The sequence below is a fragment of the Kribbella sp. NPDC050470 genome (genome assembly GCF_044458365.1).
GTDB lineage: Bacteria > Actinomycetota > Actinomycetes > Propionibacteriales > Kribbellaceae > Kribbella.
On the sequence record NZ_JBITHV010000004.1, the window covers coordinates 62,931 to 89,175 of the forward strand.

The following is a 26,245-nucleotide window of genomic DNA, read 5'->3' on the forward strand; positions in this document are numbered from 1 at the left end:
CCTCCAGACTGTAGTAGTTCACTATTAAACTACCTTGACCTGCACAACGCCATTCCATGGTCGGGGCATTCCCCGCGACCGGCACGCCGCGCAGCGTCAGCTCAGACGCGGTGGGGCTTGAGCAGTTCGTCGTCACCGGTGAGCGCCGCCGCGATCCGGCGGTGCTTGCCGGCCTCGTCGGGCCGCGACTGCCGCTCGAGTGTCCGCGCCAGCATCAGGTGCGCGTAGTACTCGGTCGGCTCCCGCTCGATGACCTCCAGCAGGTGCTCCTCGGCCGGCTTCAGCAAGGCCGCGTGGTAGTAGGCGCGGGCGAGCAGCAGCCGCGTGCCGACATCGTCCGGAGTCTCCTCCACCACCGGCCGCAGCGCCCGGATCGCGCCACGGTAGTCCCGCTCGTCGAAGTATTGCTGCCCGAGCCCATAGCTCAACGCACGCAGATCTTCCATCGCGAGAACCTCCTGTCTGGTGGGGACAAGACAGGAACGCCGACCGGCGCAAACCTATTCCGGCCGCACCGCGGCCGCCGCCCGGGATCGGGCTTCGAGGAACCTTTGGGCGGGGTCGCCGCCGAGATAGCCCCAGGGCTGCTCGGTCGGGCGCTCGCCGAGCTGCCGGAAGACTGCTCCCGCGGCCGCGGGATCCTCGCTCAGGCTGAAGGCCAGGGCGAAGATGTTCAGTGCCGCCGCGGATCCGGGGCGGAGGTCGGCGGCCGGGTGCCAGATCGAGTGCTCGGCGGCGGTCCGCAGGTCGGCCCGGACGTTCGGCTGGGTCATGTAGCCGGTCGTCTGGTTCGCGTCCAGTTCGAGGGTGATCTCGAGGTGCGCGAGCGCGACCAGGGCGTGCACCATGCTGCCGTCCGGGCTGCGGGTCGCGGTGTCGCGGGCGAACTGGTGCATCCACTCGTCACTGCCGAACCACTTCTTGCAGAGGGTCTGCATCCACTCGTGGTTCGCCTTCCAGTGGCTCGGGTGCCGTTTCGTCGCTTCCCGGTACCGGAACTCGCCGTCGTCCAACGGCAACTGCAGTCCGCGCGCGGTCCGGATCAGGAACGCCCACGCGGACACCTCGTCCGGGTCGCGGCTGATCACGTCGTACAGGTACGACTCGGCGAGGCGGAGGCGCTCGAAGAAGAGCTCGAAGCGATCGCGGGAGGTGTACTGCGCGCGGTAGCCGCCGCGGGCGTCCCAGGCCCAGTGCACGGCGTGCGCACCGCGGACCAGCTGCGCGAGGTTGTCATCGGACGTGTGGAACCCGATCCACCCCTGGACGCCGGGCACTGCTCCGCAGACGTCCAGGTAGAACGCGCGGTCGTCGGGGTGCTCGGTGGCGGCCAGTACGGCGCGGGCGGCGGGCCACTCGCGGTTCTCGAGGGCGTCGTACAGCCGGCGGGCGGTGGGATCGCCGAGGCACGGATCGAGAACCATGGTGGGCGGGGGAGGTGTCTTCCGTCGCCACTTCATCGGGGTCGCCTCATCTCTTGCGGTGTTCGCGGTAGGCCACGACGGCGCCGACCACGAGGATCGGGACCACGGCGGGTTCGACGACGTCGTCGAACGAGAGCCCGGTCGCCAGCGCCACCACGATCACTGCGACGAGGACCGTGAGGACCCAGAGCTCCGGCCGCTTCAGCCAGTACGCCGCCTTGTCCCGCCGGGTCACCGAGCTCTGCGGGATCGCGTCGGGCTCGCGGGCCGGCATCGGCACCCGCAGCGCAGCCGGGACCGCGGCGTCGACCGTCGCGACCGCCTGCTGCCCGTCCTTCCACAGCGCAGGCTCGATCGGAAGCTGGTAGCCGTCCCGCCGGATCAGCATCCGCCCGCCGTCGGGGTAGGCGACGACGGCGGCCAGTTCGTCGTACGACGCCGAGATCCTGTTCGTGGTGGTGTCGACATGGGCGCCACTGCGGCCCACCGTCAGCATGGCCTTGGCCACCGGGCTACCGATGTGCTTGAACTCCTGCCCCAGCGGCGCCCTGGCCCACGGCGGGCCACCGTGCCAGGTCAGCTGGGGATCGCGGCCGCCGGCGGGGTCCACCGAGACCAGCAGGCTGCTCCACATCGCGCGGGCGGCCTGCCGGACGTCGTCGACCGTCACGGCGTCGACCTCGGCGGCCAGCTGGTCGCGGTCCGTCGGCGGGCGTCCGAGCAGCACGTCGCGCGCGGCCAGGTACGGCAACCAGTTCTCGGCCGGCTCGGCCTTGATCCGCCGGAGCTCCTGATCCAGGTCGTCGCGCAGTTCGGTCGGGTCTGGACCGTGATCCCGCAGCCGGCGCAGCACGATCGTGGTCTCGGAGACGACGTTCGCCAGTGCCTCGGGCAGGATGTCCATGCCCGCACTGACCATCGCGTGGTCGCCGTCCACGAGCTCGTACGACGACCAACCGCTGTAGCCCACTCCGGCGCCGTGCCGGAAGCCGCCCTCCAGCCCGCGTCGCAGGGCCCGCGTCAAGGTGGCAGCCGCGGTCGAACGCGGCACGACACCCGACAACGCGACCGAGCCCTCAGGACCGGGGAAACCACCAGGCATCGGCTGATCGCAGGGTGTTGCACGGCTGACCGGCCAGTGTGTGCCGTCGTTGAGCGGCAACCGCAGACCCGCCGGGGGCGGACCGGTCAGGGCCAGTACGGCGTTGCCGCGGGTGTAGATGTCCGCCGCGAGCGCGCGCAGGCGATCCGCGTCGGCGGTGTACAGCCCGAACTCGTCGTACGCGGCCAGGCCGGGTCCTTGCGCTCCATAGCGCCACAGCAAGTGCGTCCCCACAGCACCGCCACCACGCGTGGCGCCCTCGGCCCGAAGCACCCGCTGCTCGTGCTCCAGGTCGGTGAAGTCCGGATCGCTCAGCCACCGGCAGGTCTGCTCGAGGAACGCGGCGATGTCCTCGGGCTCACCTTCCACGTCGAAGCTGGTGTGCAGCATGCCGACGTGCCCGTTCACCGGCGTACGGATCGTGTCCCGCCCGTGCAGGGCGAGGTGCTCGAGCAGATGCAGCCAGCCGTGGGTCGGCAGCGTCTCGTCCGCCATCCCCATCCGGAACCACAAACCGGCCCGCATCTGCTTCTCACCAGGCACCCAGTAGACGGGAACCCCGTCCACCTCCGTGACCCGCAACTCCCCACCCATGTCCCCACCCCGGTGCTCGAACCGACAGCCGCCCTATCTTGCCCGGAGAGACGCGATCCCGCTCCCCATTTCGCTCCGATTGCAGGAAGTTGCAACGCTCAGGAGCTGAGATGGGTCAGGGCGGCGTCGGTGAGGCGGTAGGTGGTCCATTCGTCCTGGGGGTGGGCGCCGAGGGACTTGTAGAAGTCGATGGCGGGGGTGTTCCAGTCGAGGACGGACCACTCGAGGCGTTCGTAGTCGTTGCGGACGCATTCCTGGGCGAGGGCGACCAAGAGGGCCTTGCCGAGGCCGGTGCCGCGGGTTTCGGGGCGGACGAAGAGGTCTTCGAGGTAGATGCCGTGGACGCCGCGCCAGGTGGAGAAGCTGAGGAACCAGATGGCGCAGCCGGCCACGGCGCCCTCGTGCTCGGCGACGTGGCAGAACACCTTCGGCTCCGGGCCGAACAGCGCGGTCTGCAGCTGCTCGGCGGTCAGCCGGCACTCATCGGGGGCTCGCTCGTACTCGGCCAGGCCGTAGACCAGTTCCACGATTGCCGGGACGTCGTCCGGCCGCGCGCGTCGTACTCGTTCGTCGGTCTGCATTGGACCATCCTGCACGCCGACTCGGCTACCGAGCATTTCTGTTAACTTACCGAGCACCTCCGCGACAAATCCCAGTCACCCGGCGCCGGAAGGCTGACAACCCGCCTTCTCCGCCCGACACAGGAGGATCCTCTATGTCCGTTTCCCGCCGCCGCTTCCTCGGCCTGAGTGGTGCGGGCTCTGCCGCCGTGCTGCTCGGCACCGGAGCCTGGGACGCCTCGACCACGTACGCCGCCCCGGCCGGCAGCGGCAACCCGTTCACCCTCGGCGTGGGCTCCGGAGACCCGCAGTACGACGGTGTCGTGCTGTGGACCCGCCTCGCCACCGACCCGTACGCCGTGGACGGCAAGGGCGGCATGCCCGCCAAGCCGGTCCGGGTCGAGTACGAGATCGCCCGCGACCCGAACTTCCGGCAGGTCGTCCGCCGGTCCAGCGTCGTCGCCACCCCGGAGCTCGGCCACTCGGTGCACCCCGAGGTCCGCGGCCTCCAGCCGGACCACGTGTACTACTACCGCTTCCGCACCGGCTCCGAGGTCTCGCCGACCGGCCGGACCCGGACCACGCCGCACCCGTTCGCGTCGCCGCGTGAGCTCCGGTTCGCGTTCGCGTCCTGCAACGCCTGGCAGGACGGCTTCTACACCGCCTACCAGCACATGGCCGACGAGGACCTCGACCTGGTCGTCCACCTCGGTGACTACCTGTACGAGTCCGGCGTGAGGACGAACCGGCGTGGGGTCGAGACCGACCCGCGGTTCCACGGCGAGACGTTCGACCTGGCCCGCTACCGGCTGCAGTACGCGCTCTACAAGACTGAGGCGCCGCTGCAGGCCGCGCACGCGCAGTTCCCGTGGGTCCAGACCATCGACGACCACGAGGTGGAGAACAACTGGGCCGGCGACCTGTCCCAAGCGGACACCGAGCCGGACCAGGACCCGGTGGTGTTCCGGGCCCGCCGCGCGGCCGCGTTCCAGGCGATGTACGAGAACATGCCGCTGCGGCACGACCAGATGCCGTCCGGCCCGTCGGTCCGGCTGCACCGGCGGCTCCCGTACGGGCGGCTGGCCGACATCACCATGCTGGACACCCGCCAGTACCGCTCCGACCAGCCGTGCGGCGACGGTGACTCGTCGACCTGTGACGACCGGTTCAACCCGGACAACACGATGCTCGGCGGCAAGCAGCGGGCCTGGCTGCTGGACGGGTTCAAGCAGTCGAACGCCCGGTGGCAGATCCTCGGCAACCAGGCGCCGATGGGCCAGACCGACTGGACCCCCGGCCCGGAGACCCGGGTCTGGCTGGACCCGTGGGACGGCTACGTTGCCGAGCGCAACCAGGTGCTCGGCGCCGCGCAGGACAGCGGGGTCCGCAACCTGGTGGTCATCACCGGCGACCGGCACCAGAACTACGCGCTCGAGCTCAAGCGGGACTACGCGAACCCGGACTCGGCGGCCGTCGGCACCGAGTTCGTCGGCACGTCGATCACCAGCGGTGGCGACGGCGCCGACATGACCCCGCAGGGGCTGCAGTTCCTGGAAGCCAACCCGCACCTCAAGTTCTTCAACTCGCAGCGCGGCTACGTCCGCGTCACCGTGAACCAGAAGGAGTGGCGCTCCGACTACCGCGTCCTGCCGTACGTCACGAAGCCCGACGCGCCGATCAGCACGCGGGCATCGTACGTCGTCGAGGACCGCAACCCGCACGTGCACGCATCCTGAAACGGCGAGGACCCCGGCACCGGCGCGCCGGGGTCCTCCCCTTTCACTTCCGCGCGAAGAGGCCGAGGGCGTCGTACGCGATCCAGGAACCGTTGTCCTTGAACAACTCGAGCACGTTCTGCCCGGTCCTGAAGAGGGCCCGCGGCAACGGCTGCTCGAGGTACGACGGCTTCAGCGGCGAACCCGGATAGGTGCTGTCGGCAATCGTCGACCCCTTGGTCGCGCCGTTGGCGAACGTCAGCCGGCCGACCTGGGTCCCGTTCACAGTCAGTACGGCGGTGCCCGCCAGGCTGGCGTGGCTGTCGATCAGCCACAATGCCAGGTCGAGATCCTGCTCCGGTGCAGCGGCAAGGTCGAACCGCAGCGTCGCCTTGTGGTTCTTCGACCCGGCCCACTTGTCGGCCGGACCTGGCAGCAGGTACGACCAGTCGGCCGACGGGGTCGACGTACCGAAGGTGTAGTCGACGTCCGACGGGAAGCGCGTCGGATAGCTCGCGTAGCCGTTCGGCGACAGCGCTAGTTCGGAACCCTTGCCGTCGAAGGTGCCCACGGTCGCCACGGGGACACCCGAGATCGTGACCGAGGTCAGGTTGGTCGCGGAGGCCGTCGCCGACGGTTTCGACTTGTTGCCGGCAGCATCGACCGTCACGACGCGGTACGTCCGGGTCACGCCGGTGAAGCCCAGGCCGCGATGAACGAAGTGTGGGTAGACGGTCTTGCCGGCCAGCTCGTAGGAGCCGTTGGTCAGCACGTATACCGCGTAGTGGTCGACGACCGCTGCCCACGACACCGGTTTCCAGTCGAGGGTGATGGTGCCGAGCTGGCCGCTGCCGGTCAGGTCGGTGATGGCGGGCGGACGGTTCATCACAGGGCCTCCAGACGGGGCGCGCCGGCGGGTGAGCGGAACGCCGCGGCAACCCGCGGTTCGGCGTTCGCGTCGGCCTCGATGTACGGGAAGTTGACGAACTCCGCGGTCAGTTCGGAGCGGGTCAGCGTCGTGTGCACGTAGCCGCGCCGGGCGTTGTAGAACTTCACGTACGGGTGCTGGAGCCAGTCCTTCGCGTACTGGTCGGTGTCCGCGCCGTCCCCGTCGGACCCGATCGACGAGCACACCAGTTCGACGCCAATCGTCGGCGAGGCCGGGTCCGCGAAGTCCGCCTTCAGCTCGGACGCCACGTGCCGGTGGATGTCGCCGGTGAGCATGACCGCGTTCCCGGCCCGTTGCAGCTCCGCGAGGAGTCGGCGCCGGTTCGCCGGGTAGCCGTCCCACTGCTCGATCCGGTCGTCGGTGATCGCGGTGAGGACGACGCCGCCGGCCAGGACGTTCCAGGTCGCGCGGGACCGCCGCAGGCCGTCGTACAGCCACTTCTCCTGCTTGGCACCCAGGATGGTGCGCTGCTCGGACTGCCGGTCCGCCTCGTCCACCGGCACCGGGTCGCGGTACTGGCGGTTGTCCAGGAGGTTGAGCCGGGCGAGCGTCCCGACGTCGTACCGCCGGTAGACCTGGGTGTCCGGGCCCTCGGGCAGGCTGCCGAGCCCGATCGGCAGGTTCTCGTAGAAGGCGCGGTAGGCGACCGCGCGGCGATGGATGAACAGCTCCGGTGGGATCCCGTAGATCGAGTTCGCTGCGCCGTAGTTGTTCTGCACCTCGTGGTCGTCCCAGACGTTCAGCCACGGCGCGGCGGCGTGCGCGGCCTGCAACTCGGGGTCGGTCTTGAACAGGCTGTACCGCAGCCGGTACTGCTCGAGGGTCTCGATCTCCACCCCGTGTTCGGGGCCGACCGTCACGCCCTCGCGCCAGAGGTTGCCGCCCGCGACGATGCCGTACTCGTAGATGTAGTCGCCGAGGAAGAACACCGCGTCCGGCGCCCGGCGGGCGATGTCCCGGTATGCCGGGAAGTGGCCGTGGTACCACGCCTGGCACGACGCGGTGGCGAAGCTGAACCGCGAGCCGTGCACCGGCAGCGTCTTCGTGCGGCCGACCGGGCTGAGCTGGGTGCCGACGCGGAAGCGGTAGAAGTACTCGCGCTCCGGCCGCAGCCCACGCACCTCGGGATGTACGGCGTGTGCCAGCTCAGGCGTCGCGATGGCGAGTCCTCGTCGTACGACTCGCTTGAAGGAGCTGTCCTCGGCCACCTCGTACTGCACCGGCACGTGGTCGGCGCGCATCCCGCCGTGCCCGTCAGCGGCCAACGGCGTCGGCGCAAGCCGGGTCCAGAGCACGAAACCGTCAGGCCGCGGATCACCGGAGGCGACCCCGAGTGCGAACGCACCCGACGGAATCGGACGCCCAGGAGTGGCGTCCGCACTCGCCGGCGCGGACACCCCCAGCGCGACACTCGCAGCGCTGAGCCCAGTGAGCTGAAGGAAGGTACGACGTGTGGGCGGTGGAGGCACGGACGGAGCTCCAATCAGGGGAGGACTTGCGTCACATTCTTACGTAAGTCTCGTCCGGAATGTCAGCCGTTGACGGGAAGTCGCCAAAGATTCAGCAACCGGAGTGCTGGGTGTTTGCGAAGATTCCTGTTGGAAGTCTGAGTGGTGGCGCGGGAGGCTTGACGGCATGGCAGCTCAGACGAAGAAGACGCGTCGGATCGGCGACGTGGAGGTCAGCGGGATCGGGCTCGGCGCGATGCCGATGTCGATCGAGGGCCGGCCCGACGAGGCCCGGTCGATCGCGACCATCCACGCCGCGCTCGACGCCGGCATCACCCTGATCGACACCGCGGACGCGTACCACCTGACCGCGACCGACGTCGGACACAACGAGTCCCTGATCGCCAAGGCGCTGGCGTCGTACGGCGGTGACACCTCCGGCGTCCTGGTCGCGACCAAGGGCGGGCACCTGCGGCCGGGTGACGGGCGGTGGACGCTCGACGGCTCGCCGCAGCACCTGAAGGAGGCGGCCGACGCGTCGCTGAAGCGGCTCGGCGTCGACGCGATCGGGCTGTACCAGTTCCACCGGCCGGACCCGAACACGCCGTACGAGGAGTCGGTCGGCGCGATCCGCGACCTGCTCGACGCGGGCAAGATCCGGATGGCCGGGATCTCGAACGCGAACCCGGCGCAGATCCAGCTGGCCAACGAGATCCTCGGCGGCCGGCTCGTCTCTGTGCAGAACCAGTTCTCGCCGGCCTTCCGGTCCAGCGAGCCCGAGCTCGAGTTCTGCGACCAGCTCGGGATCGCGTTCCTGCCCTGGTCCCCGCTCGGCGGCATCTCGAACGCCGGTGAGCTCGGCGCCAAGCACCCCGCCGTCCACCAGCTCGCGAACGAGCTCGGCGTCAGCCCGCAGCGCGTCACGCTCGCGTGGATGCTGGCCAAGTCGCCGTACGTCATCCCGATCCCCGGCTCCAGCCGCCCGGAAACGATCCTCGACTCCTACGCCGCCCTGGACCTCGACCTCACCCCAGACCAGGTCGCCACCCTCGACGCGGCCTGAGCACCGGACCGTCCGGCTGCGACGTCAGGCGCGGTGTTGTTTGGCTTCGTACATGGCCTGGTCGGCGGTGTGGAGGAGGGTGTCCAGGTCGGTGGTTTCGGGGGTGATGGGGGCGGTGCCGATGCTGGTGCTGACCTGGACGGTGATGTTGGGGAGGGGGCGGCTGACGGCGGTCTCCAGGCGGGCGATCAGGGCGGCCAGGTCGTCGTCGGCGATGTCCTCGGCGAGGACCGCGAACTCGTCGCCGCCGAGACGGGCCACGGTGTCGCCGTGGCGGACCTCGCTGGCCAGCCGGCCCGCGATCTCGCGCAGTGCGTGATCGCCGGCCTCGTGACCGTAGCTGTCGTTGACCAGCTTGAAGTGGTTCAGGTCGCAGAACAGCAGGGCGCCGCGGCGGCCGGTGGCGCGGGTCCGCTCCAGCGCGGCGGCGAACCGGTGCTGCAGCAGGCGACGGTTCGGCAGTCCGGTGAGCGGGTCGTGGGCGGCGTGGTGGCGGAGCTCGCGCTCGGCGTCCTTGCGGGCGGTCACGTCGTCGATCTGGATCAGCAGGATCCGCGACTGCCCCTTGGCGCCGACGATGGCCGCCGTGCCGCCGAGCCAGATGTCGTTGCCGGCCGGCGGCGAGAAGATCCGCTCGAACCGGTACGTGCCATTGCCGGCCGCAACCTTCTCGAGCTCCTCCCGGGACAGCGACGGGTCCTCGTCGCGCAGGAACTCCAGCAGCCGGGCGCCGACGAGCCGGTCGGCGGCGTACCCGGTGATCCGGCAGAAGGCGTCGTTCACGCGCAGGATCCGGCCCTCCTCGGGCCCGTCCAGGGCGACCGTCGCCATCCCGTTCCCGGCCCCCTCGAACACCATCCGGAACGTCGTCTCGCTGGCCTCCAGCCGGGCCTTCTCGGCCAGCAGTTGATCGGTCAGCCGGGCCTTGTCGATGGCCAGCCCGGCCTGGGTGGCGAAGATCTCCAGCAGCTCCCGGTGGATCGGCCCGGGCCGCCGCTGGTCCTCCGGCAGGTCGACCGCCAGCATCCCGACCAGGTCGCCGGCCGGCGAGTACAGCGGCGCGAACAGCGCGTCCAGCGGATGCCACGCGGCCGGGTCGTCGGACACCGGTACGTCGGGCACCCAGCCGACCACCTCGCCTTCCGGCAACCGCTCGTGCGGCACGAAGCGGAGCCGGCCCCACTCGTCGGCGATCGCGAACTCGGCGTCGAAGATGTCCGCCGAGCTGACCGTGCCGAGCAGCGCTTCGCGGGCCTCCGGCGACCCGGCGACCGCGATCACCTCGAACTTCCCGTCCGGCTGCCGCAGGTTGAGCACGGCGATCCCGAACCCGAGTCCGGTCACGACGCCCTCGACGACGGCCTGCAGGGTTTCGGCCAGGCTGCGCCCCGCCCCCATCCGCGCGCTCACCTCGTACAGGCGCCGCACGGCCGTCAGCCGAACAGTCGGTTCGTTCTGCACGCGACGAGCTTAGGACGATCTCACCCGATGTGAGCAGTTGTAACCAACGCTGATCCGGTTAAGCGTTTGGCTCAGAACCGGAGATCGGACAGTCCGCGGTAGCTCCGCTCGGCGGACTGCCAGGCGTCGGCGGGCTTGTCGTGCTCGACCAGCCACTGCTCGACCCCGCCGTCGCCGGCGTAGGCGAACATCGCGGCGAAGTCGAGCTTGCCGGCGCCGACGTCCTCCCACGAGCCGTCCTCGGCCATGTCCTTGACATGCAGTGCCGGATATCGGCCCGGGTGGTTCCGGAAGTAGTCGATCGGGTCCTTGCCGCCGTTGACCACCCAGTACAGGTCCAGCTCGAAGCCGAGCAGCTCCGGGTCCACCTCGAGCAGGATGTCGAACAGCACCTGCCCGTCGACCTCGTCGAAGTCCCGGCCGTGGTTGTGGAAGAGCAGCTTCAGGCCGGCGTCCCGAGCCGCCTTGCCCGCCTCGGTGAACGCGGCGGCCGCCGTACGGAACCCCTCCACCGAGTGCTGCTCGGACGGAATTGACGGTACGACGACCCACTTCGCACCCAGCGTCGTGGCGTCGGCCAGCGCGCCGGCCCAGTCGTCGGCCATCCGGTCGTACTTCACGTGCTCCAACACGATCGCCAGCCCGGCCTCGTCCGCGAAGGACCGGATCTTGTCCGCGGAGTGACCGAACCGGCCGCTCACGCCAACCGTGCGGTACCCGATGGCGGCCAGCCGCTTCAGTGTTCCCGGATAGTCCTCGGCCAGCACATCCCGCATTGTGTACAGGTGCATCCCGATGCCGTCGGCGGGGATAGTCATACAGGCAGCTCCTCGGTAGCTAGACGACGTGCTCCTGGTACCGCTCCAGCGCCAGGTCGAAGACCTCCTGACCGGGCGCGTCCCACAGTTTCTGGTTGAAGATCTCGACCTCGATCGGCCCGTCGTACCCGGCCGCGTCACAGGCCTCGCGCAGCCGGCGCAGCTCGATCGAGCCGTCGCCCATCATGCCGCGGCCGAGCAGCGTGTCCTCGGGCAGCGGCACGACCCAGTCGCTCACCTGGTAGGACAGGATCCGCTCACCGGCCCGCTCGATCTGCCGGTAAACGTCCGCGTCCCACCACAAGTGGTAAGCGTCCACGATCACGCCGACCTGCGACGCCGGGAACTGCTCGGCCAGGTCGAGGGCTCCGGACAGCGACGACACCACGCACCGGTCCGAGCAGAACATCGGGTGCAAGGCCTCGACCGCAAGCTTCACGCCACGTTCCTCGGCGTACGGCGCCAGCTCGGCCAGACCGTCCCGGACCATCGCCCGGGCTCCGTCGATGTCCCGTGACCCCGGCGGCAGGCCGCCGCTGACGAGCACGAGCACGGAGGTGCCGATCGTCGCCGCCTCGTCGATAGCGCGGCGGTTGTCCTCGATCTTCGCCTTCCGCTCGACCGGGTCGGTCGCGGTGAAGAACCCGCTCCGGCACAACGACGACACCTTCAGGCCGGCGTCCGCGACCAGCTTGGCCGCCTGGTCGACGCCGTATTCCTGGATCGGCTCACGCCACAGGCCGATCCAGGACAGCCCGGCCTTCGCGCTGGCCGCGACGACATCCTCGAGCGGCCAGTACTTCGTCGTCGCCTGGTTCAGGCTGTAGCGGTTCACGCGTCCACACCACCCACACGCAGCAGCTGCCGGAACCGCGACACGGCCAGCTCCGGATTCGTCAGTACGCCGGCTTGGTCAGCGAGCCGGAACGTGTCCGCCAGATGCGGCAGCGACCGCCCGGTCTGCAGGCCACCGACCATCGAGAACCCAGGCTGGTGGCCGTTCAGCCACGCCAGGAAGGCGATTCCGGTCTTGTAGTAGTACGTCGGCGCCGAGAAGATCTGCCGGGACAGCGCAACGGTCGGCTCGAACACCTCGTCGTACCGCTGCAGGTCGCCGTCGTCGAGCGCCTTCAACGCGGCCGCGGCCGCCGGGGCGATGGCCGCGAAGATGCCGAGCAGCGCGTCGCTGTAAGCGTTGTCGTCGCCCTTGATCAGGGAAGGGTAGTTGAAGTCGTCGCCGGTGTAGAGCCGCACGCCCTCGGGCAGGCGGTTGCGCAGGGCAACTTCACGCGAGGCCTCGAGCAGCGAGACCTTGATGCCGTCGACCTTCGCGATGTTGTCGCCGATCAGCTCGACCACCACGTCGGCGGCAGTGTCGAGTGAATCGCTGCCCCAGTAGCCGTCGAGCGCCGGGTCGAACATGGCACCCAGCCAGTGCAGGATGACCGGGCGGGACGACTGGCTCAGCAGCCGGTCGTACACCTTCCGGTAGTCGTCCGGCGAGGTCGCCGCCGCACACAGGGCCCGGCTGGCCATCAGGATCGGCTGTGCGCCGACCTCCTCGGCGACCGCCAGCTGCTCCTCGTAGGCGCCGATCACGGTCTCCAGCGCATGGTTGCCTGCGGCAAGTTGATCCGTGCCGACACCGACCGCGATCCGGCCGTTCGGAGCCTCTGCGGCGGACCGCCGGATCAGCTCCTGCGTCGCCGGCCAGTCCAGACCCATCCCGCGTTGCGCGGTGTCCATCGCCTCCGCGACCGACAGCCCGAGCGACCACAGGTGCCGCCGGAACTCCAGCGTGTGCTCCCAGTCGACCACCGCGGGCTGCCCCGGCGAGTTGTCACCCAGCGGGTCCGCCACGACATGGGCCGCCGCGAAGGCCAGCCGGCTCCGGGCCGGCTCATAGGTGCCCTGAGCAACCGGTTCGCCGGCCAGCTGGTAGGTGCCCAGCCCGTCCGGGCCGGGCAACCGCAGTGAAAGCGTCACGGCTTTGCCTCGAGGTCGAGCGGCGGCACCTCGAGCTTGCGGCCCTCGCGCCACGACTGCAGGCCCAGCTCGGCGAGCTGCACACCCTTGGCGCCCTCGACGAAGTCCCAGGTGAACGGCGCGTCGTCGACCACGTGCCGCAGGAACATCTCCCACTGCACCTTGAAGCCGTTGTCGAAGTCCTCGTTGTCCGGCACCTCGGCCCACTGATCCCGGAACTGCTCGGTGGCCGGCAGGTCCGGGTTCCAGACCGGCTTCGGCGTCGCCGAGCGGTGCTGCGCCCGGCAGCGGCGCAGGCCCGCGACCGCGCTGCCCTCGGTGCCGTCGACCTGGAACTCGACCAGCTCGTCGCGGAACACCCGGGTGGCCCAGGACGAGTTCATCTGGGCAACGATGCCGCCCTCCAGCTCGAAGACGCCGTACGCCGCGTCGTCCGCGGTGGCGGTGTACTCCTGGCCCTGCTCGTCGTACCGGGTCGGGATGTGGGTGGCGCCCTGGCAGTAGACCGACTTGACCTCGCCGAAGATCTGGTCGAGCACGTACCGCCAGTGGCAGAACATGTCGACGATGATGCCGCCGCCCTCTTCGGACTTGTAGTTCCAGGACGGCCGCTGCGCCTCCTGCCAGTCGCCCTCGAAGACCCAGTAGCCGAACTCGCCGCGGACCGAGAGGATCTGGCCGAAGAACCCGCCGTCCACCAGCCGCTTCAGCTTCCGCAGGCCGGGCAGCGACAGCTTGTCCTGGACCACGCCGTTCTTCAGCCCGGAGTCGCGGACCAGGCGGGCCAGGTCGACGGCGGCCTCCAGGCCCTCCGCGATCGGCTTCTCGCAGTAGATCGCCTTGCCGGCCTCGACCGCCGCGCGGACACCCTTCTCGCGCAGCTGGGTCAGCTGGGAGTCGAAGTAGATCTCCACGTCCGCCTCGGCCAGCGCCTCGGCCAGGTCGGTGGTCCACCGGGTCAGGCCGTAGGTCTCCGCGATCCGGCGCAGCTTGAGCTCGTTGCGGCCGACCAGGATCGGCTCGGGGATGATCATGCTGCCGTCGGCGGCCGGGATGCCGCCCTGCTCACGGATCGCCACGATGGAGCGCTCGAGGTGCTGGCGCAGGCCCATCCGGCCGGTGACTCCGTTCATCACGATGCCGATGCGTCGCTCGTTCACAGTCTTGCCTCTCACGAAGTGATGTCGTAGATGTCGAGGCGACCGCACATGCCGTGCCGGCCGAACTCGGTAGGGGCGGGAAGTCGATGGAGCTCAGCGGTCTGCAGGTGCGGCGCCGTGCCGGCCTCGAGGGCGTCCAGCGCCGCGCCGGTCTCGTCGGCGAGCCGGCGGGCGCCCTGCTCCCAGCGGCGGCGCCAGTCGGCGAGCTGCGGCTGGACGATCTGGACCGCGGCCGCGTAGAAGTCGTCGAGCGCGGTCGGGCCCTGCGCCTCGCACGACTCCCGCAGTACGGCGAAACCCTCGAGCGCGAGGTCGCGGCGGGCCATCGCGGACGCGGTCCGGGCCTCACCTTCACCGGTGAGGGCGGTCGCCTGCAGGTACGTCTCGCGGTCGGTCAGGTGCTCGGGCGGCAACGTCAGTACGGCGTCGCCGGCCTCGGGGAGTCCGGAGTTCGACATCAGGGTGAGGATCTGCAGCCCGCCGTCGTTCACCAGTCGGTGGATGGTGCCGGGGTCGAACCAGACCACGGCGCCGGCCTGCAGCGGGGTCTCGGCGAAGCCCTTCGGCGTCAGCGTCTGGACCGCGCCGGTGCCGGCGATCACGTAGTACCCCTCGGAGCAGGCGAGGTGGACGTGTGGCGTCCCACCGACCAGGCCGTCCGGGGCCTCGACGTCGTACACCGACAGCCGCGAGATGCCGATCCCGCCCGGGAGCGCCACCGCAGCACCGGGCTCGAACTCGCACATGCCGAAGCCTCCCTCGCCATCCGCCTTGGAAAGGGCTTTCCAGGGCTTGTGACCGCAACCTTAGGTGTGCTGTCACGACGAGTCAACCTGTAACGGAAAGCGATGTCCGACCGCATCCGGACAACGGTGTCAGGCGAGCGGTTCCGGAACCGTCGTCATCCAGGCGTGTGCGCTGGGTAGTCAGGAGGCCGTTCGGACCCCGGCGACGGCCTCGGCCCAGCGGGTACGGCGGTCGGCGCGAGAGGCAGCGTCGATCGCCGGCTCGAAGGTGCGTGCGGTGCGCCTATCAGCCCAGCCTGTCGTCTCGCCGAGGGTGGTCCAGGCGAGCTCGGCGGCGCCTAGCGCACTGACCTCGGCGACGTCCGATGCCTCGACCGGGTGACCGAGCAAATCGGCCTGGGTCTGCATCAGCAGACCTGAGACGGTCGCGCCGCCATCGGCCCGAAGTCGCCCGGGCGTGCCCGGGATGGTGTCGACGATGTCGCAGATCTGGTGCGCGACCGCGTCCACGGATGCCCGCGCGATGTGCGCGCGAGTGGTCGAACTGCTCATCCCGGTCAGCGCCGCGCGGGCGTCGCGATCCCAGTGCGGCGCCCCGAGTCCGGCGAACGCCGGCACGAGTACGACGCCGCCCGCATCCGGCACGGTGTCCGCCAACTCCACCAGCGCCCCGACATCGGGCAGTCCGAGCATGCCGGCCGTCCACGCGAGCGCGGCGCCGGACGACACGATGTTCCCTTCGAGCGCGTAGAGCGGCTGATCCGTCAACCACGCGAGCGTGCAACCGTCCGCGACGAACGCGTCGACCGGCGTCATCACGGACGACCCGGTCCCGTACGTCGCCTTGATCATCCCGGCTCGCGTGCAACCCTGCCCGTACATCGCCGCATGCGAGTCGGCCAGCACGGCGACGATCGGGATCCCGTCGGCGAGTCCCGGAACGCCTTTGGTGTGGCCGAATCCGCCGTTCGACGGCCGGACCTCCGGCAGCACCGACCGCGGTACGGCGAAGGCGTCGAGCAACGACGCGGACCAGTCGAGGTCGAGAACGTCGTACAGCAAGGTGCGTGACGCGTTGCCGGCTTCTATTAGATGCTCTTGGCAACCAGTCAGCCGGTGGACCAGCCAGGAGTCGACGGTGCCGACGCGATCGGGTTTCGAGTTCTCGAGTAGCCAGTGCAGCTTGGGTGCGGAGAACATCGCGTCCACCCGCAGTCCGGTGCGCTCGCGGACCAGGTCATCGAGCTCGACTGGAAGCGTGGCGCACCAGGCGGTCGTCCGGACGTCCTGCCAACCGATCACCGGTCCGACCGCCTCGCCCGTGTCCCTCCACCCGACGACCGACTCACGTTGTGTGGACAAGGCGATTCCGGCCACCTCAACCGCGCCGGCGGACTCCAAGCACGCCGAGATCGCAGCGAGCACGCTCTGCCAGATGCCTTCGGCGTCCTGCTCGGCCCACCCGGGGTGTGGCGTCGAGAGGCCGACCGGGGCGGATCCGGTGGACAGCACGGCGCCGTCCGCGGCGACGAGCACCGCCTTGGAGTTGGTCGTGCCCTGGTCGACCGCAAGCACGGCAGATCCACCCACGTCGAGCGCCCTCCCGATTGGACAACTTTCAACTGAGGTCTTGACGGGACTCTAGCCCCGTGGTGAAACTCAGGTCGACAGGTTATGCACTATTGAATATCTATTCAAAGATTGGATCTCAGGGTGGCGAAGCCGAGTAGACGCCGGGTGATCATCAACACGGACGCCAAGAACGAGGCGGACGACCAGTTCGCGATCGTGCACGGGCTGTTGTCGCCCACCTTCGACATCCGCGGGCTGATCGCCGCGCACTTCGGGACCCGGCGGTCGGACCGGAGCATGGAAGAGTCGCGCGAGGAGATCGAGCTGCTGCTGGACCTGATGGACCTGACCGGCCAGGTCCCGGTCGCGGACGGGGCGCCGACCGGGATCCCGGACGAGCAGACCCCGCTGGACTCGCCCGGCGCCCGGCTGATCATCGAGGAGTCCAAGCTGGCCTCGAAGGACGACCCGCTGTTCGTGTCGTTCCTCGGCCCGCTGACCGACATGGCCTCGGCGATCCTGCTCGACCCGGAGATCGTGCACCGGGACGTGATCGTGATCTGGATCGGCGGCCGGGGCTACGACGGCTACACGACGTACCCGGGGATCGAGTTCAACCTGTCCAACGACATCCACGCCGCGAACGTGGTGTTCGGCTCCGGGATGACGGTCTGGCAGGTGCCGAGCGACGTCTACACGAAGGTCTCGGTGAGCTACGCGGAGCTCGACGAGAAGATCGGCGACGCCGGGCCGCTCGGCAAGTACCTGATCGAGCAGCTGCACGAGTGGAACGCCACCCACCACGGCGAGCCGATCGAGTCCCGGTCCCTCGGTGACTCACCCGCGATCGCCCTGATGCTCTTCCCCCGCAGCGGGGACATGCGGGTCCGGCCGGCGCCGCGCTTCGGCGTGGACGGCTGGTACCTGCCCGGGACCGACAACCCCATCAGCGTCTGCGAGCACGTCGACGTCCGGTTCCTGCTGGAAGACATGTTCGCCAAGATCCGCCGCTTCGCCCGGCAAAGGAGCACTCAATGAACACCTTCACCCGCCGTGGATTCCTCGGTCTCACGTCCGCCGCCGCAGCCGGCGTCGGTCTGTCCGCCTGCACCGGCGGTGGCACGTCGACCAGCGGGAGCGGCGGCGCCACCGGCGCGGCCTCGAACAATCTGCGCCTGTTCACCTACGAGGGCGACGAGACGATCGGCCTGCTGCGGGCGCAGGTCAAGAAGTTCGACGAGCAGAACGGTACGACGACGACCGTCGACAGCCTGCCCGGCTCGGGGGCGGCGGTGTACCCGGACAAGCTGCGCACCGAGCTGCTCGGTGGCAAGGGCCCGGATGTCTGGCGGATCTGGGGCGGCCAGATCGGGGCGCCGTTCGCGAAGGCGAAGCAGTCGCTGGACCTGTCGCCGTACTACTCCAAGTACGGCTGGGACTCGAAGATCAACACCGCGGCGATCGGCGGCATGACGTTCGACGGCGTGAAGTCCGGGGTGCCGTTCGTCTCCCTCGGCATCGGCGCCTGGTACAACAAGTCGCTGTTCGCGAAGGCCGGCGTGAGCGGCCCGCCGACGACGTACGCCGAGCTGGAGGCGATCAACGACAAGCTCGTCGCGGTCGGGGTGACGCCACTCGGCACCGGCGGCAAGTACGGCTGGCATGTGATGCGGCTGTTCGAGTACCTGCTCGAGCACACCGCCGGCCCGGAGCTGCACGACAAGCTGCTGACCGGCGACGAGAGCTGGGACCGGCCCGAGGTGGTCGAGGCGTTCGCGCTGTTCAAGAAGTGGCAGGACAAGAAGTGGGTGCCGCAGGGCGCGCTGGGTCTCGACCCGGCCGACATCGAGCCGGCGTACGTCCAGGGCAAGACGGCGTACACGATCACGGGGCCGTGGACCGAGGCGGCCGCGATCCTGACCGCGAAGAAGAGCCCGGCCGCGTTCGGCAACTTCGAGCTGCCCACCGACCAGCAGCCGGCCCGGCACTCGGGTTTCGTCGAGGGCTACATGATCAACGCCAAGACCGGGAACGCCGACAAGGCCGCGGCGCTGATCGACTTCATCGTGAAGCCCGAGACGCAGAAGGCGATGCAGGTCAGCGCCTCGACGGTCAAGGGCGCCGAGCCGGACCCGAAGGCGCTGCCGCTGTCGGCGGAGTGGGCGCAGAAGTACGGGAGCAACCCGTTCTACACGATCCAGGACCAGGCCTTCCCGAAGAAGGAGGCGGACCAGTACTTCAGCGTGCAGAGCGACCTGCTGCAGGGATCGGTCACGCCGGAGGCCGCGGCGAAGAAGATGCAGGAGATCGTCTCCGCCTGGGCGAAGGGCTGAGTAGGGCTGATGGCGACGGTCGCACTGTCCAAGCCTGCCAAGGCCGCGAAGGCCAAGAAGGGTGGCAAGTGGTCACCCTGGTTGTTCGCCCTGCCCGCCTTGGTGGTGTACGTCGCGTTCCTGGTGTACCCGGCGTTGTCGTCACTGTGGTTCAGCCTGACCGACTGGGACGGCCTGAGCGCGACGTACAACTTCGTCGGGCTGCAGAACTACGTCGACCTGCCCAAGGACCCGGTCGTGGTCACAGCGGTCCGGAACAACGTGATCTGGACCGTCGTGACGATCGCGGTCCCGACGATCATCGGGCTCGCGCTGGCGATCGCGCTGAACGGCAAGGTGCACGGCAAGCCGATCCTGCGGCTGATCTTTTACACGCCCGCCGTCCTCCCGCTGGTCTCGATCGCCTCGATCTGGGGCTGGCTGTACAACCCGCAGTACGGCGCGATCAACTCGTTCCTGCGGCTGCTCGGGCTGGACGGGCTGGCGCAGCCGTGGCTCGGGCAGGACTCGACCGCGTTGTGGGCGGTGATGGTGCCGGCCATCTGGTTGCGCACCGGCTTCCCGATGCTGCTCTACCTGGCCGCCCTGCAAGGGATCCCGAACGAGCTCTACGAGGCCGCGACGGTCGACGGTGCGAGCCGTTGGCAACAGTTCTGGCACGTGACGATGCCGAGCCTGCGGCCGGCCCACTACATCGTGCTGGCGTTGTCGCTGATCGACTCGTTCAAGGTCTTCGACATGATCTACGCGATGACGTACGGCGGCCCCGGTACGGCGACGCAGGTGATGGGGACGTGGATGTACGCCAACGTCTTCCAGTACTACCAGGCCGGTTACGGCACCGCGATCGCCGTGGTGATCACCCTGGTGGCGGTCGCCGTCGGCATCCCGTACGTCCGGTCCCAGACGAAGGAGGCGTCATGACTGTGCTGAATGCCGCGCTGCCGCGCGGCAGGTCATGGGGCTGGAACTCCCGGCCTTCCCTCGTCTCTCCAGTCGCTTCGCTCCCTCCGTTCCTCAGTCCAGGCCGGGAGGCCCCATGACCTCGATCGCACCCGTGCGGGTCGACGCGCCCGTCGTACTGCAGCAGACCGAGCCGGTCAGCCAGGAGCCGAAGGGCCGCAAGGGCCTGGTCATCACGCTGGTGCTCGTCGTGGTGGCGCTGTTCTGGATCTCGCCGCTGGCGTTGCTGGTGATCACCGCGGTCCGGCCGCTGTCGGACTTCATCGGCAACGGGCCGCTGTCCTGGCCGGACCAGTTCACCTGGTCGAACTTCAAGGACGCCTGGGGGATCGGCAACTTCGCCACCACCTACCGCAACAGCGCGCTGCTGGCGCTGATCAAGGTGCCGCTCGGCGTGCTGATCGCGGCGATGCTCGGGTTCGCGCTGGCCAAGCTGCGGATGAAGTTCCGCACCACCGTGATGTTCTCGGTGTTCCTCGGGCTGACCATCCCGATCTACATCACCATCGTCCCGGTGTTCATCATGATGCGTCAGGCCGGCGCGACCGACAGCATCTTCGGGCTGATCGGGCCGTACCTGGCCTTCGGCATCCCGTTCGAGGTGCTGGTGCTGCAGTCGTTCTTCCGGCAGATCCCGGACGAGATCATCGAGGCCGCCAAGGTCGACGGCGCCGGCGACTGGCGGGTGTTCTTCACGATCGTGCTCCCGCTGTCCCTGCCGGCGCTGGTCACGGTCGCGATCCTGGACGCGGTGGCGACCTGGAACGAGTTCCTGTTCGCGCTGATCCTGCTGAACTCCGACGCCAACAAGACGATCCCGGTCGGACTGCTCAACTTCCAGGGCCAGTTCGCCAACAACAACACCGGTCTCGCGGCGGGCATCCTGATCGCCGTGGTGCCGATCCTGATCGCGTACACCCTCCTGCAGCGCTGGATCGTCGGCGGCCTCACCGCCGGCTCTCTCAAGGGCTGACCGAAACCGCCCCACACGAAGGAGTAACCACCAATGACTGACATGCCGGTCTTCGGCGCAGGTATCTGGCACTTCGCGACGTACAAGGACCGCTACGCCACCGACGGGTACGGCGACCCGGTCGGCCTGCTCGAGCAGATCGACCGGGCCGGCGCCGTCGGCGACCTGTCCGTCGTCGACCTGAACTGGCCGTTCGCCGGGTACGACGGGGCGCTCGACGAGGTCAAGGAGGCACTGAAGCGCAACAACCTGAAGGCGATCGCGATCACCCCGGAGATCTACACCCGCGACTTCGTCAAGGGATCCTTCACCAACCCCGATCCCGGCGTCCGCAAGCAGGCGCTGGAGCTGATGCACAACGCCACCGAGCTGGCCAAGGACCTGGGCTGCTCGTACGTGAAGCTCTGGCCCGGTCAGGACGGCTGGGACTACCCGTTCCAGGTGGACTACCGCGACATCTGGAACCTCGCGCTGGACGGCCTGAAGGAGCTCGTCTCCGCGCACCCGGACATCAACTTCGTGATCGAGTACAAGCCGCGCGAGCCGCGGGTGAAGATCATCTTCCCGAACGTCGCCCGGACGCTGCTCGGGATCGAGAAGATCGGCCTGCCGAACCTCGGCATCCTGCTCGACTTCGGCCACTCGCTGTACGGCCAGGAGACGCCGGCCGACGCCGCCCAGCTGGCGATCGACTACAACCGGCTGTTCGCGATCGACGTGAACGACAACCTGCGCGGCTGGGACGACGACATGGTGGTCGGCTCGGTGCACCTGGTCGAGACGTTCGAGTTCTTCCACACGCTGCGCAAGAACAACTGGGAGGGTGTCTGGCAGCTGGACCAGTTCCCGTTCCGCGAGGACAGCGTCGAGGCGGCCAAGCAGGCGATCCGGTTCCTCAAGGCGGTGCACCACGCGCTCGACGTACTTGACGACGAGGCGTTGGCCGCGGCGCAGGCGTCGCACGACGCGCTGGCCGCGCAGAAGCTGGTGCAGAAGGTGCTCCTGAGTTCGATGGCGGAGCTCGCATGACACTGACCGTCGAACACACCACGATGCCGGTGCTCGGGCGGCTGCCGATCCACAGCAGCCGGGCCGAGCAGGTGGCGCACATCGCCGAGGCGGCCCGGCAGATCCGGATCCAGGACCTCAAGCTGGTCCACCACGCAGGCGCCGGCCACATCGGCGGTGACTTCTCCGCCATCGACATCCTGGCCACCCTGTACGGCGCGGTGCTCGACATCACGCCGGACACGGTGACCGCGCACGAGCGCGGCCGGTTCATCCTGAGCAAGGGCCACGTCGCCGGGGCGCTCTACACCACGCTGGCGGCCTTCGGGTTCCTGCCGGTCGACGAGCTCGCCACCTTCCTCAAGCCCGAGTCGGCCCTGAACGGGCATCCGAACCGGAACAAGGTCGCCGGGGTCGAGGCGAACACCGGTCCGCTCGGCCACGGGCTGCCGGTCGCGGTCGGGCATGCGCTGTCGGCCAAGCTGGACGTGTCGATGCGCCGGACCTACGTGCTGGTCGGTGACGGCGAGCTGCAGGAGGGCAGCAACTGGGAGGCGATGATGGCGGCCTCGCAGTACCAGCTGGACCGGCTGACCGTGATCGTCGACCGGAACCGGCTCCAGCAGGGCGCCACCACGAAGGAGACCAACGACCTGGACCCGCTGCCGGAGAAGGCGATGGCGTTCGGGTTCGCGGTGGTGGAGGTGAACGGTCACGACCACGGCGAGCTGCTCGACGTGCTGTCTGCCGTACCCTTCCGGCCCGGCAAGCCGACCTTCGTGATCGCCCACACGCACAAGGGGCACCCGATCTCGTTCATGAGCAACAACGTCGCCTGGCACCACCGGGTGCCGGACGCGGCGGAGTTCCAGCAGGCGCTGACCGAGCTGGAGGCTGTTGTTCCCGGATACACCAAGGAGCTTCCAATGACCGAGCGAAGCGAGGGCATCATCAAGCACAGCCGGCCTCGTGTCTCATCCGCGCCCGGAGCGAAGCGAGGACGCGGATGAGCATGGTCGAGACTGCCTCGATCGCCGACCAGCCGCGGTACGACTGCCGGGACGCGTACGTCGAGACGCTCGCCGAGCTCGCGCACGCGGACCACCGGATCGTCGGGGTGGTGAACGACTCGGTCGGGTCCAGCAAGCTGAACAGCTTCCGCAAGGCGTTCCCGGACCGGTTGATCAACGTCGGGATCGCCGAGCAGGACATGGTCGGGGTCGCGTCCGGCCTGGCCAACGGCGGCCGGATCCCGTTCGTCTCGGCCGCGTCCTGCTTTCTGACCGGCCGCGCGCTGGAGCAGATCAAGGCGGACGTCGCCTACTCGAACACCAACGTGAAGCTCTGCGGGATGAGCCCGGGCGTCGCGTACGGCGAGCTCGGCCCGACGCACCACTCGATCGAGGACATCGCCTGGTTGCGGGCGATCTCCAACCTGACCGTGATCGTGCCGGCCGACCCGATCGAGACCGCGGCGGCGCTGCGCTGGGCGGCGGCCTCGGACGGGCCGGTGTTCATCCGGGTCAGCCGGATGAGCGTGCCGAAGGTGTACGCCGACGACTACGAGTTTCGGATCGGCAAGGCGATCACGGTCCGGGCCGGTGACGACGTGACGCTGATCAGCAACGGGACGGTGCTGTGGCGGGCGCTGGCCGCGGCCGAGCAGCTCGCCACCGAAGGGATCTCGGCCCGGGTGCTGTCGATGCCGACGGTGAAGCCGCTCGACGTCGAGGCCGTGGTCGCGGCCGCGCGGGAGACGGCCGGAATCGTCACCGCGGAGGAGGCAGTGTCCGGCGGCGGCCTCGGCGGTGCGGTGGCGGAGACCGTCGTACAGCAGCACCCGGCGCGGGTGTCGATCCTCGGGATCCCCGAGTTCGCGCCCACGGGGTCGGCCGGGTACCTGCTGGACCGCTACGGGCTCTCGCCGGACGGCATCGCGGACGCCGCGCGCCGGCTGCTCAAGCCAAGTAGCTGACCAGGTCGGCGATCGAGATCATCGCGAAACCGTGAGTGTCGGCGAACGCGCGCAGGTCGGGCCCGGTCATCAGGGTGCCGTCGTCGTTCATCAGTTCGCCGATCACTCCGACCGGCGGCAGCCCGGCCAGCCGGACGAGCTCGACCGTGGCCTCGGTGTGACCGGGCCGCTGCCGGACACCGCCCTGCACTGCCCGCAACGGGAGGATGTGACCGGGCCTGATCAGGTCCGTGGGCTGCGCCGCCGGATCGGCCAGCACGCGGACCGTCCGGGCCCGGTCGGCGGCCGAGATGCCGGTCCCGACCCCGCTGCTCGCGTCGACCGAGACCGTGTACGCGGTCCGCAGGCTGTCCTGGTTGTCCGGCACCATCAGCGGCAGCTCGAGCCGGTCGAGGATCTCCGGTGCGGCGGGTGCGCAGACGTAGCCGCTGGTGTGCCGGACCAGCAGCGCCATCAGCTCGGGGGTCGCCAGGCTCGCGGCGAAGGTCAGGTCGCCCTCGTTCTCGCGGTCCTCGTCGTCGACGACCACGACCGGCCGTCCCAGGGCGAGCTCGTCGATGGCGCGCCGGACGGTGTCCAGCCGGGTCTTGGTCGCGGTGCTCACGGTCGTTGTCCTCTCGGCGTGAAACTGGCGCCGTACTCCGGGGCAACGACAAGCTCCGCGGGCACCACGGCAGCAAACGCCGACAGCGCACCGCGAAGACCTGCCACGTGCGTCTTCCCATCCGGACTTTCACCGTCGGTCCCGGAGTTCCACCGGGTCAACCGCATCTCCTTGCGGACATGCGGGTCGCGGACTGTCACCGCCGGCTCGGAATTTCACCGACCCCAGAGCACGTGTGGTCTTGCTGTTCGCCGCTCAGTCTATCCGTCACAACCACCCTTGGAGTGTCATGTCCATCTCAGTCTGGCGTGCAGTCGAGCTGACGCTGACGCGCAACCACGAGGAGCCGTACGCCGCCGAGGAGTGGGCCGACTTCGAGCACGAGAGCGGCCTCCGGCTGCGGCGGCCCGCGTTCTGGGACGGCGGTGACACCTGGCGGGTCCGCTTCGCCGCGCCGTCGCCCGGCCGGTGGACCTGGACGAGCGGCTCAGACAGCGGCGAGCTCGACGTGGAACCGGCTGATCCCGGGCAGGACGACCCGTTCTACGCACGCGGCTTCTGGCGGATGTCGCCCGGCGGTCGCAGCCTGGTGCACGCGGACGGCACGCCAGCCATCCTCGCGGGCGACACCGCCTGGGCGCTGCCCTGGCGAGCGACCCCCGAGCAGGTCCGGGAGTACGCCGCCGACCGGCAGGCGAAGGGGTTCAACGCGGTCCTGCTGATGACCGTGCAGCCGGACATGCGTGCCGTCGGCCCACGCGACCGCACCCAGGACGAAGGCTTCGCGGTCGGCTTCGAGGACCTCCCGGACGGGCACCTCAACCAGCCGAACATCGAGTACTTCCAGTACCTCGACGACCTGCTCCGGATCCTGGTCGAGCACGGGCTGGTCCCGGTGCTCCAGCCTGTCTTCCACGGCTTCGGCTGGAAGGGCCTCGAGGTAGCCGGGCCCGTCGTACCGCCGGAGGAGTATGCCCGCTACTGCCGATACCTGGTCGCCCGGTACGGCGCTCAGCCGGCGATCTACCTGGTCGGCGGGGACGGATCCGGTCGCGAGCCCCAGATCGCCGCCGGCGGGGCCGAGGTGCACGCGACGGACTGCTACGAGCAGCCGACCGGCATCCACTACCGCCCGCACATCCACGCGGACGCGCACCAGGATGCGGACTGGCTGGACTTCCAGTGGTGCCAGACGGGTCACAGCGGTGAACACGTCCCCGAGCGGGTTGCGGACATGTGGCGGAACCGGCCCGTCAAGGCGATCGCGAACGGCGAACCGACGTACGAGAACACCGGGCGGACCGGCGTCGGCGCCGGCTGGTGGCAGGGTCACGAGGCGTGGAGCAACCTCTGCGCGGGCGGGACGATGGGCGTCGTCTACGGCGCCGGCAGCCTGTGGCAGTGGAAGCTGCATCCGGACGAGCCGGGGCACGCGGACTTCTTCGCGGCGCCGGGCGCGGGCTGGCGGGAGGCGGTCGGCTTCGAGGGGTCGTCGTACGTCGGTCTGCTCACCAAGATCCTGCGTGGGCTGCCGACGACCGACATGGAGCCGGACTGGACCCGGGTCATCTCCGGCCGGGCGCTGAGCGTGCCGGGCCGGCTGCTGATCATCTACCGCGAGCACGGCGGCCCGGTGCCGGTGTTCGACGACGACGTGCCGCTGCCGTACACGATCATCGACCCCCGCGACGGCTCGGTGGTGGCCGCCGGCAAGCGCGACTCGCCCCGCGACGTCCTCCCCGACCCCGGTGGACAGCCCCGCGTCTACATCTGCCTGGCTGACCTATAGTC

24 protein-coding genes and 1 riboswitch are annotated in these 26,245 nt (G+C 69.4%); of the genes, 10 read left to right on the forward strand and 14 right to left on the reverse strand.

What is annotated here, in order from left to right; genetic code table 11:
- Window positions 1-101: 101 nt before the first annotated feature.
- From ACIBGM_RS12260 to ACIBGM_RS12275, 4 genes are all read right to left on the reverse strand, one after another.
- The gene (locus ACIBGM_RS12260) at window positions 102-446 is read right to left on the reverse strand and encodes a tetratricopeptide repeat protein (protein WP_396385431.1); all 345 of its coding nucleotides are present in this window, start codon (window positions 444-446) and stop codon (window positions 102-104) included.
- 54 nt (window positions 447-500) lie between these two features.
- Window positions 501-1,424: a hypothetical protein gene (locus tag ACIBGM_RS12265; protein ID WP_396385432.1), complete on the reverse strand. Its 924-nt coding sequence runs from the start codon at window positions 1,422-1,424 to the stop codon at window positions 501-503.
- A 46-nt stretch (window positions 1,425-1,470) separates the two neighbouring features.
- A complete protein-coding gene (locus tag ACIBGM_RS12270; protein ID WP_396385433.1) occupies window positions 1,471-3,120 on the reverse strand; it encodes a hypothetical protein in 1,650 nt (549 codons plus the stop codon).
- A gap of 98 nt (window positions 3,121-3,218) precedes the next feature.
- Window positions 3,219-3,701, reverse strand: coding sequence for a GNAT family N-acetyltransferase (locus ACIBGM_RS12275; RefSeq protein WP_360518930.1), 483 nt, complete (start codon window positions 3,699-3,701; stop codon window positions 3,219-3,221).
- 134 nt (window positions 3,702-3,835) lie between these two features.
- Between ACIBGM_RS12275 and ACIBGM_RS12280 the strand changes: the two genes are divergently transcribed.
- Window positions 3,836-5,416 carry an alkaline phosphatase D family protein gene (locus ACIBGM_RS12280; RefSeq protein WP_360518933.1) on the forward strand — a complete coding sequence of 527 codons (1,581 nt, stop codon included), beginning with the start codon at window positions 3,836-3,838 and terminating at the stop codon, window positions 5,414-5,416.
- 43 nt (window positions 5,417-5,459) lie between these two features.
- On the opposite strand, the gene ACIBGM_RS12285 is transcribed toward ACIBGM_RS12280, so the two are convergent.
- Both ACIBGM_RS12285 and ACIBGM_RS12290 read right to left on the reverse strand, forming a co-directional pair.
- Window positions 5,460-6,281: a polysaccharide lyase family protein gene (locus tag ACIBGM_RS12285; protein ID WP_396385435.1), complete on the reverse strand. Its 822-nt coding sequence runs from the start codon at window positions 6,279-6,281 to the stop codon at window positions 5,460-5,462.
- Complete coding sequence (locus ACIBGM_RS12290) at window positions 6,281-7,813, reverse strand: alkaline phosphatase D family protein (protein ID WP_360518939.1); 1,533 nt, start codon at window positions 7,811-7,813, stop codon at window positions 6,281-6,283. The genes ACIBGM_RS12285 and ACIBGM_RS12290 overlap by 1 nt, the downstream gene beginning before the upstream one ends.
- Window positions 7,814-7,979: 166 nt before the next feature.
- Between ACIBGM_RS12290 and ACIBGM_RS12295 the strand changes: the two genes are divergently transcribed.
- Window positions 7,980-8,855, forward strand: coding sequence for an aldo/keto reductase (locus ACIBGM_RS12295; protein ID WP_360518942.1), 876 nt, complete (start codon window positions 7,980-7,982; stop codon window positions 8,853-8,855).
- Between the two features lie 24 nt (window positions 8,856-8,879).
- Here ACIBGM_RS12295 and ACIBGM_RS12300 read toward each other — a convergent pair whose 3' ends face one another.
- The 7 genes from ACIBGM_RS12300 to ACIBGM_RS12330 form a co-directional block, all read right to left on the reverse strand.
- Window positions 8,880-10,316, reverse strand: a complete 1,437-nt coding sequence (locus tag ACIBGM_RS12300) for a diguanylate cyclase domain-containing protein (RefSeq protein WP_360518945.1) — start codon at window positions 10,314-10,316, stop codon at window positions 8,880-8,882.
- Between the two features lie 71 nt (window positions 10,317-10,387).
- Window positions 10,388-11,134, reverse strand: coding sequence for a sugar phosphate isomerase/epimerase (locus ACIBGM_RS12305; protein ID WP_360518948.1), 747 nt, complete (start codon window positions 11,132-11,134; stop codon window positions 10,388-10,390).
- A gap of 19 nt (window positions 11,135-11,153) precedes the next feature.
- Entirely contained in the window at window positions 11,154-11,969 is an 816-nt protein-coding gene (locus ACIBGM_RS12310; RefSeq protein WP_360518951.1) for a sugar phosphate isomerase/epimerase, read from the reverse strand.
- Entirely contained in the window at window positions 11,966-13,120 is a 1,155-nt protein-coding gene (locus ACIBGM_RS12315) for a dihydrodipicolinate synthase family protein (RefSeq protein ID WP_396385437.1), read from the reverse strand. The genes ACIBGM_RS12310 and ACIBGM_RS12315 overlap by 4 nt, the downstream gene beginning before the upstream one ends.
- The gene (locus tag ACIBGM_RS12320; RefSeq protein ID WP_360518956.1) at window positions 13,117-14,295 is read right to left on the reverse strand and encodes a Gfo/Idh/MocA family oxidoreductase; all 1,179 of its coding nucleotides are present in this window, start codon (window positions 14,293-14,295) and stop codon (window positions 13,117-13,119) included. The genes ACIBGM_RS12315 and ACIBGM_RS12320 overlap by 4 nt, the downstream gene beginning before the upstream one ends.
- Window positions 14,292-15,026 (reverse strand): cupin domain-containing protein, encoded by a 735-nt coding sequence (locus ACIBGM_RS12325; RefSeq protein ID WP_360518959.1) that lies wholly within the window; start codon window positions 15,024-15,026, stop codon window positions 14,292-14,294. The genes ACIBGM_RS12320 and ACIBGM_RS12325 overlap by 4 nt, the downstream gene beginning before the upstream one ends.
- A gap of 180 nt (window positions 15,027-15,206) precedes the next feature.
- Entirely contained in the window at window positions 15,207-16,616 is a 1,410-nt protein-coding gene (locus ACIBGM_RS12330) for an FGGY family carbohydrate kinase (protein WP_360518962.1), read from the reverse strand.
- A gap of 147 nt (window positions 16,617-16,763) precedes the next feature.
- Between ACIBGM_RS12330 and ACIBGM_RS12335 the strand changes: the two genes are divergently transcribed.
- From ACIBGM_RS12335 to ACIBGM_RS12365, 7 genes are all read left to right on the forward strand, one after another.
- Complete coding sequence (locus ACIBGM_RS12335; RefSeq protein ID WP_396385438.1) at window positions 16,764-17,636, forward strand: nucleoside hydrolase; 873 nt, start codon at window positions 16,764-16,766, stop codon at window positions 17,634-17,636.
- Window positions 17,633-18,931 carry an extracellular solute-binding protein gene (locus ACIBGM_RS12340; protein WP_360518968.1) on the forward strand — a complete coding sequence of 433 codons (1,299 nt, stop codon included), beginning with the start codon at window positions 17,633-17,635 and terminating at the stop codon, window positions 18,929-18,931. The genes ACIBGM_RS12335 and ACIBGM_RS12340 overlap by 4 nt, the downstream gene beginning before the upstream one ends.
- 9 nt (window positions 18,932-18,940) lie before the next feature.
- The gene (locus ACIBGM_RS12345; protein WP_360518971.1) at window positions 18,941-19,855 is read left to right on the forward strand and encodes a sugar ABC transporter permease; all 915 of its coding nucleotides are present in this window, start codon (window positions 18,941-18,943) and stop codon (window positions 19,853-19,855) included.
- A 115-nt stretch (window positions 19,856-19,970) separates the two neighbouring features.
- Window positions 19,971-20,867 carry a carbohydrate ABC transporter permease gene (locus ACIBGM_RS12350; protein ID WP_360518974.1) on the forward strand — a complete coding sequence of 299 codons (897 nt, stop codon included), beginning with the start codon at window positions 19,971-19,973 and terminating at the stop codon, window positions 20,865-20,867.
- Window positions 20,868-20,900: 33 nt separating this feature from the next.
- Window positions 20,901-21,896 carry a sugar phosphate isomerase/epimerase family protein gene (locus ACIBGM_RS12355; RefSeq protein WP_360518980.1) on the forward strand — a complete coding sequence of 332 codons (996 nt, stop codon included), beginning with the start codon at window positions 20,901-20,903 and terminating at the stop codon, window positions 21,894-21,896.
- A complete protein-coding gene (locus tag ACIBGM_RS12360; RefSeq protein WP_396385439.1) occupies window positions 21,893-22,885 on the forward strand; it encodes a transketolase in 993 nt (330 codons plus the stop codon). Before ACIBGM_RS12355 ends, ACIBGM_RS12360 begins: the two co-directional genes overlap by 4 nt.
- Window positions 22,882-23,850, forward strand: a complete 969-nt coding sequence (locus ACIBGM_RS12365) for a transketolase C-terminal domain-containing protein (RefSeq protein WP_360518986.1) — start codon at window positions 22,882-22,884, stop codon at window positions 23,848-23,850. Before ACIBGM_RS12360 ends, ACIBGM_RS12365 begins: the two co-directional genes overlap by 4 nt.
- On the opposite strand, the gene ribB is transcribed toward ACIBGM_RS12365, so the two are convergent.
- Window positions 23,834-24,454 (reverse strand): 3,4-dihydroxy-2-butanone-4-phosphate synthase, encoded by a 621-nt coding sequence (gene ribB, locus ACIBGM_RS12370; protein ID WP_360518989.1) that lies wholly within the window; start codon window positions 24,452-24,454, stop codon window positions 23,834-23,836. The genes ACIBGM_RS12365 and ribB overlap by 17 nt on opposite strands.
- 103 nt (window positions 24,455-24,557) lie before the next feature.
- A riboswitch (FMN riboswitch) is annotated at window positions 24,558-24,691 on the reverse strand.
- 52 nt (window positions 24,692-24,743) lie between these two features.
- On the opposite strand from ribB, the gene ACIBGM_RS12375 reads away from it, so the two are divergent.
- The gene (locus tag ACIBGM_RS12375) at window positions 24,744-26,243 is read left to right on the forward strand and encodes a DUF4038 domain-containing protein (RefSeq protein ID WP_360518992.1); all 1,500 of its coding nucleotides are present in this window, start codon (window positions 24,744-24,746) and stop codon (window positions 26,241-26,243) included.
- Window positions 26,244-26,245: the final 2 nt, after the last annotated feature.

Excerpts from the sequence above, each read along its gene's own strand:
- ACIBGM_RS12260 (WP_396385431.1), bottom strand. The coding sequence starts at position 446 with ATGGAAGATCTGCGTGCGTTGAGCTATGGGCTCGGGCAGCAATACTTC.
- ACIBGM_RS12265 (WP_396385432.1), bottom strand. The coding sequence starts at position 1,424 with ATGGTTCTCGATCCGTGCCTCGGCGATCCCACCGCCCGCCGGCTGTAC.
- ACIBGM_RS12270 (WP_396385433.1), bottom strand. The coding sequence starts at position 3,120 with ATGGGTGGGGAGTTGCGGGTCACGGAGGTGGACGGGGTTCCCGTCTAC.
- ACIBGM_RS12275 (WP_360518930.1), bottom strand. The coding sequence starts at position 3,701 with ATGCAGACCGACGAACGAGTACGACGCGCGCGGCCGGACGACGTCCCG.
- ACIBGM_RS12280 (WP_360518933.1), top strand. The coding sequence starts at position 3,836 with ATGTCCGTTTCCCGCCGCCGCTTCCTCGGCCTGAGTGGTGCGGGCTCT.
- ACIBGM_RS12285 (WP_396385435.1), bottom strand. The coding sequence starts at position 6,281 with ATGAACCGTCCGCCCGCCATCACCGACCTGACCGGCAGCGGCCAGCTC.
- ACIBGM_RS12295 (WP_360518942.1), top strand. The coding sequence starts at position 7,980 with ATGGCAGCTCAGACGAAGAAGACGCGTCGGATCGGCGACGTGGAGGTC.
- ACIBGM_RS12305 (WP_360518948.1), bottom strand. The coding sequence starts at position 11,134 with ATGACTATCCCCGCCGACGGCATCGGGATGCACCTGTACACAATGCGG.
- ACIBGM_RS12325 (WP_360518959.1), bottom strand. The coding sequence starts at position 15,026 with ATGTGCGAGTTCGAGCCCGGTGCTGCGGTGGCGCTCCCGGGCGGGATC.
- ACIBGM_RS12340 (WP_360518968.1), top strand. The coding sequence starts at position 17,633 with ATGAACACCTTCACCCGCCGTGGATTCCTCGGTCTCACGTCCGCCGCC.
- ACIBGM_RS12345 (WP_360518971.1), top strand. The coding sequence starts at position 18,941 with ATGGCGACGGTCGCACTGTCCAAGCCTGCCAAGGCCGCGAAGGCCAAG.
- ACIBGM_RS12350 (WP_360518974.1), top strand. The coding sequence starts at position 19,971 with ATGACCTCGATCGCACCCGTGCGGGTCGACGCGCCCGTCGTACTGCAG.
- ACIBGM_RS12355 (WP_360518980.1), top strand. The coding sequence starts at position 20,901 with ATGACTGACATGCCGGTCTTCGGCGCAGGTATCTGGCACTTCGCGACG.
- ACIBGM_RS12360 (WP_396385439.1), top strand. The coding sequence starts at position 21,893 with ATGACACTGACCGTCGAACACACCACGATGCCGGTGCTCGGGCGGCTG.
- ACIBGM_RS12365 (WP_360518986.1), top strand. The coding sequence starts at position 22,882 with ATGAGCATGGTCGAGACTGCCTCGATCGCCGACCAGCCGCGGTACGAC.
- ACIBGM_RS12375 (WP_360518992.1), top strand. The coding sequence starts at position 24,744 with ATGTCCATCTCAGTCTGGCGTGCAGTCGAGCTGACGCTGACGCGCAAC.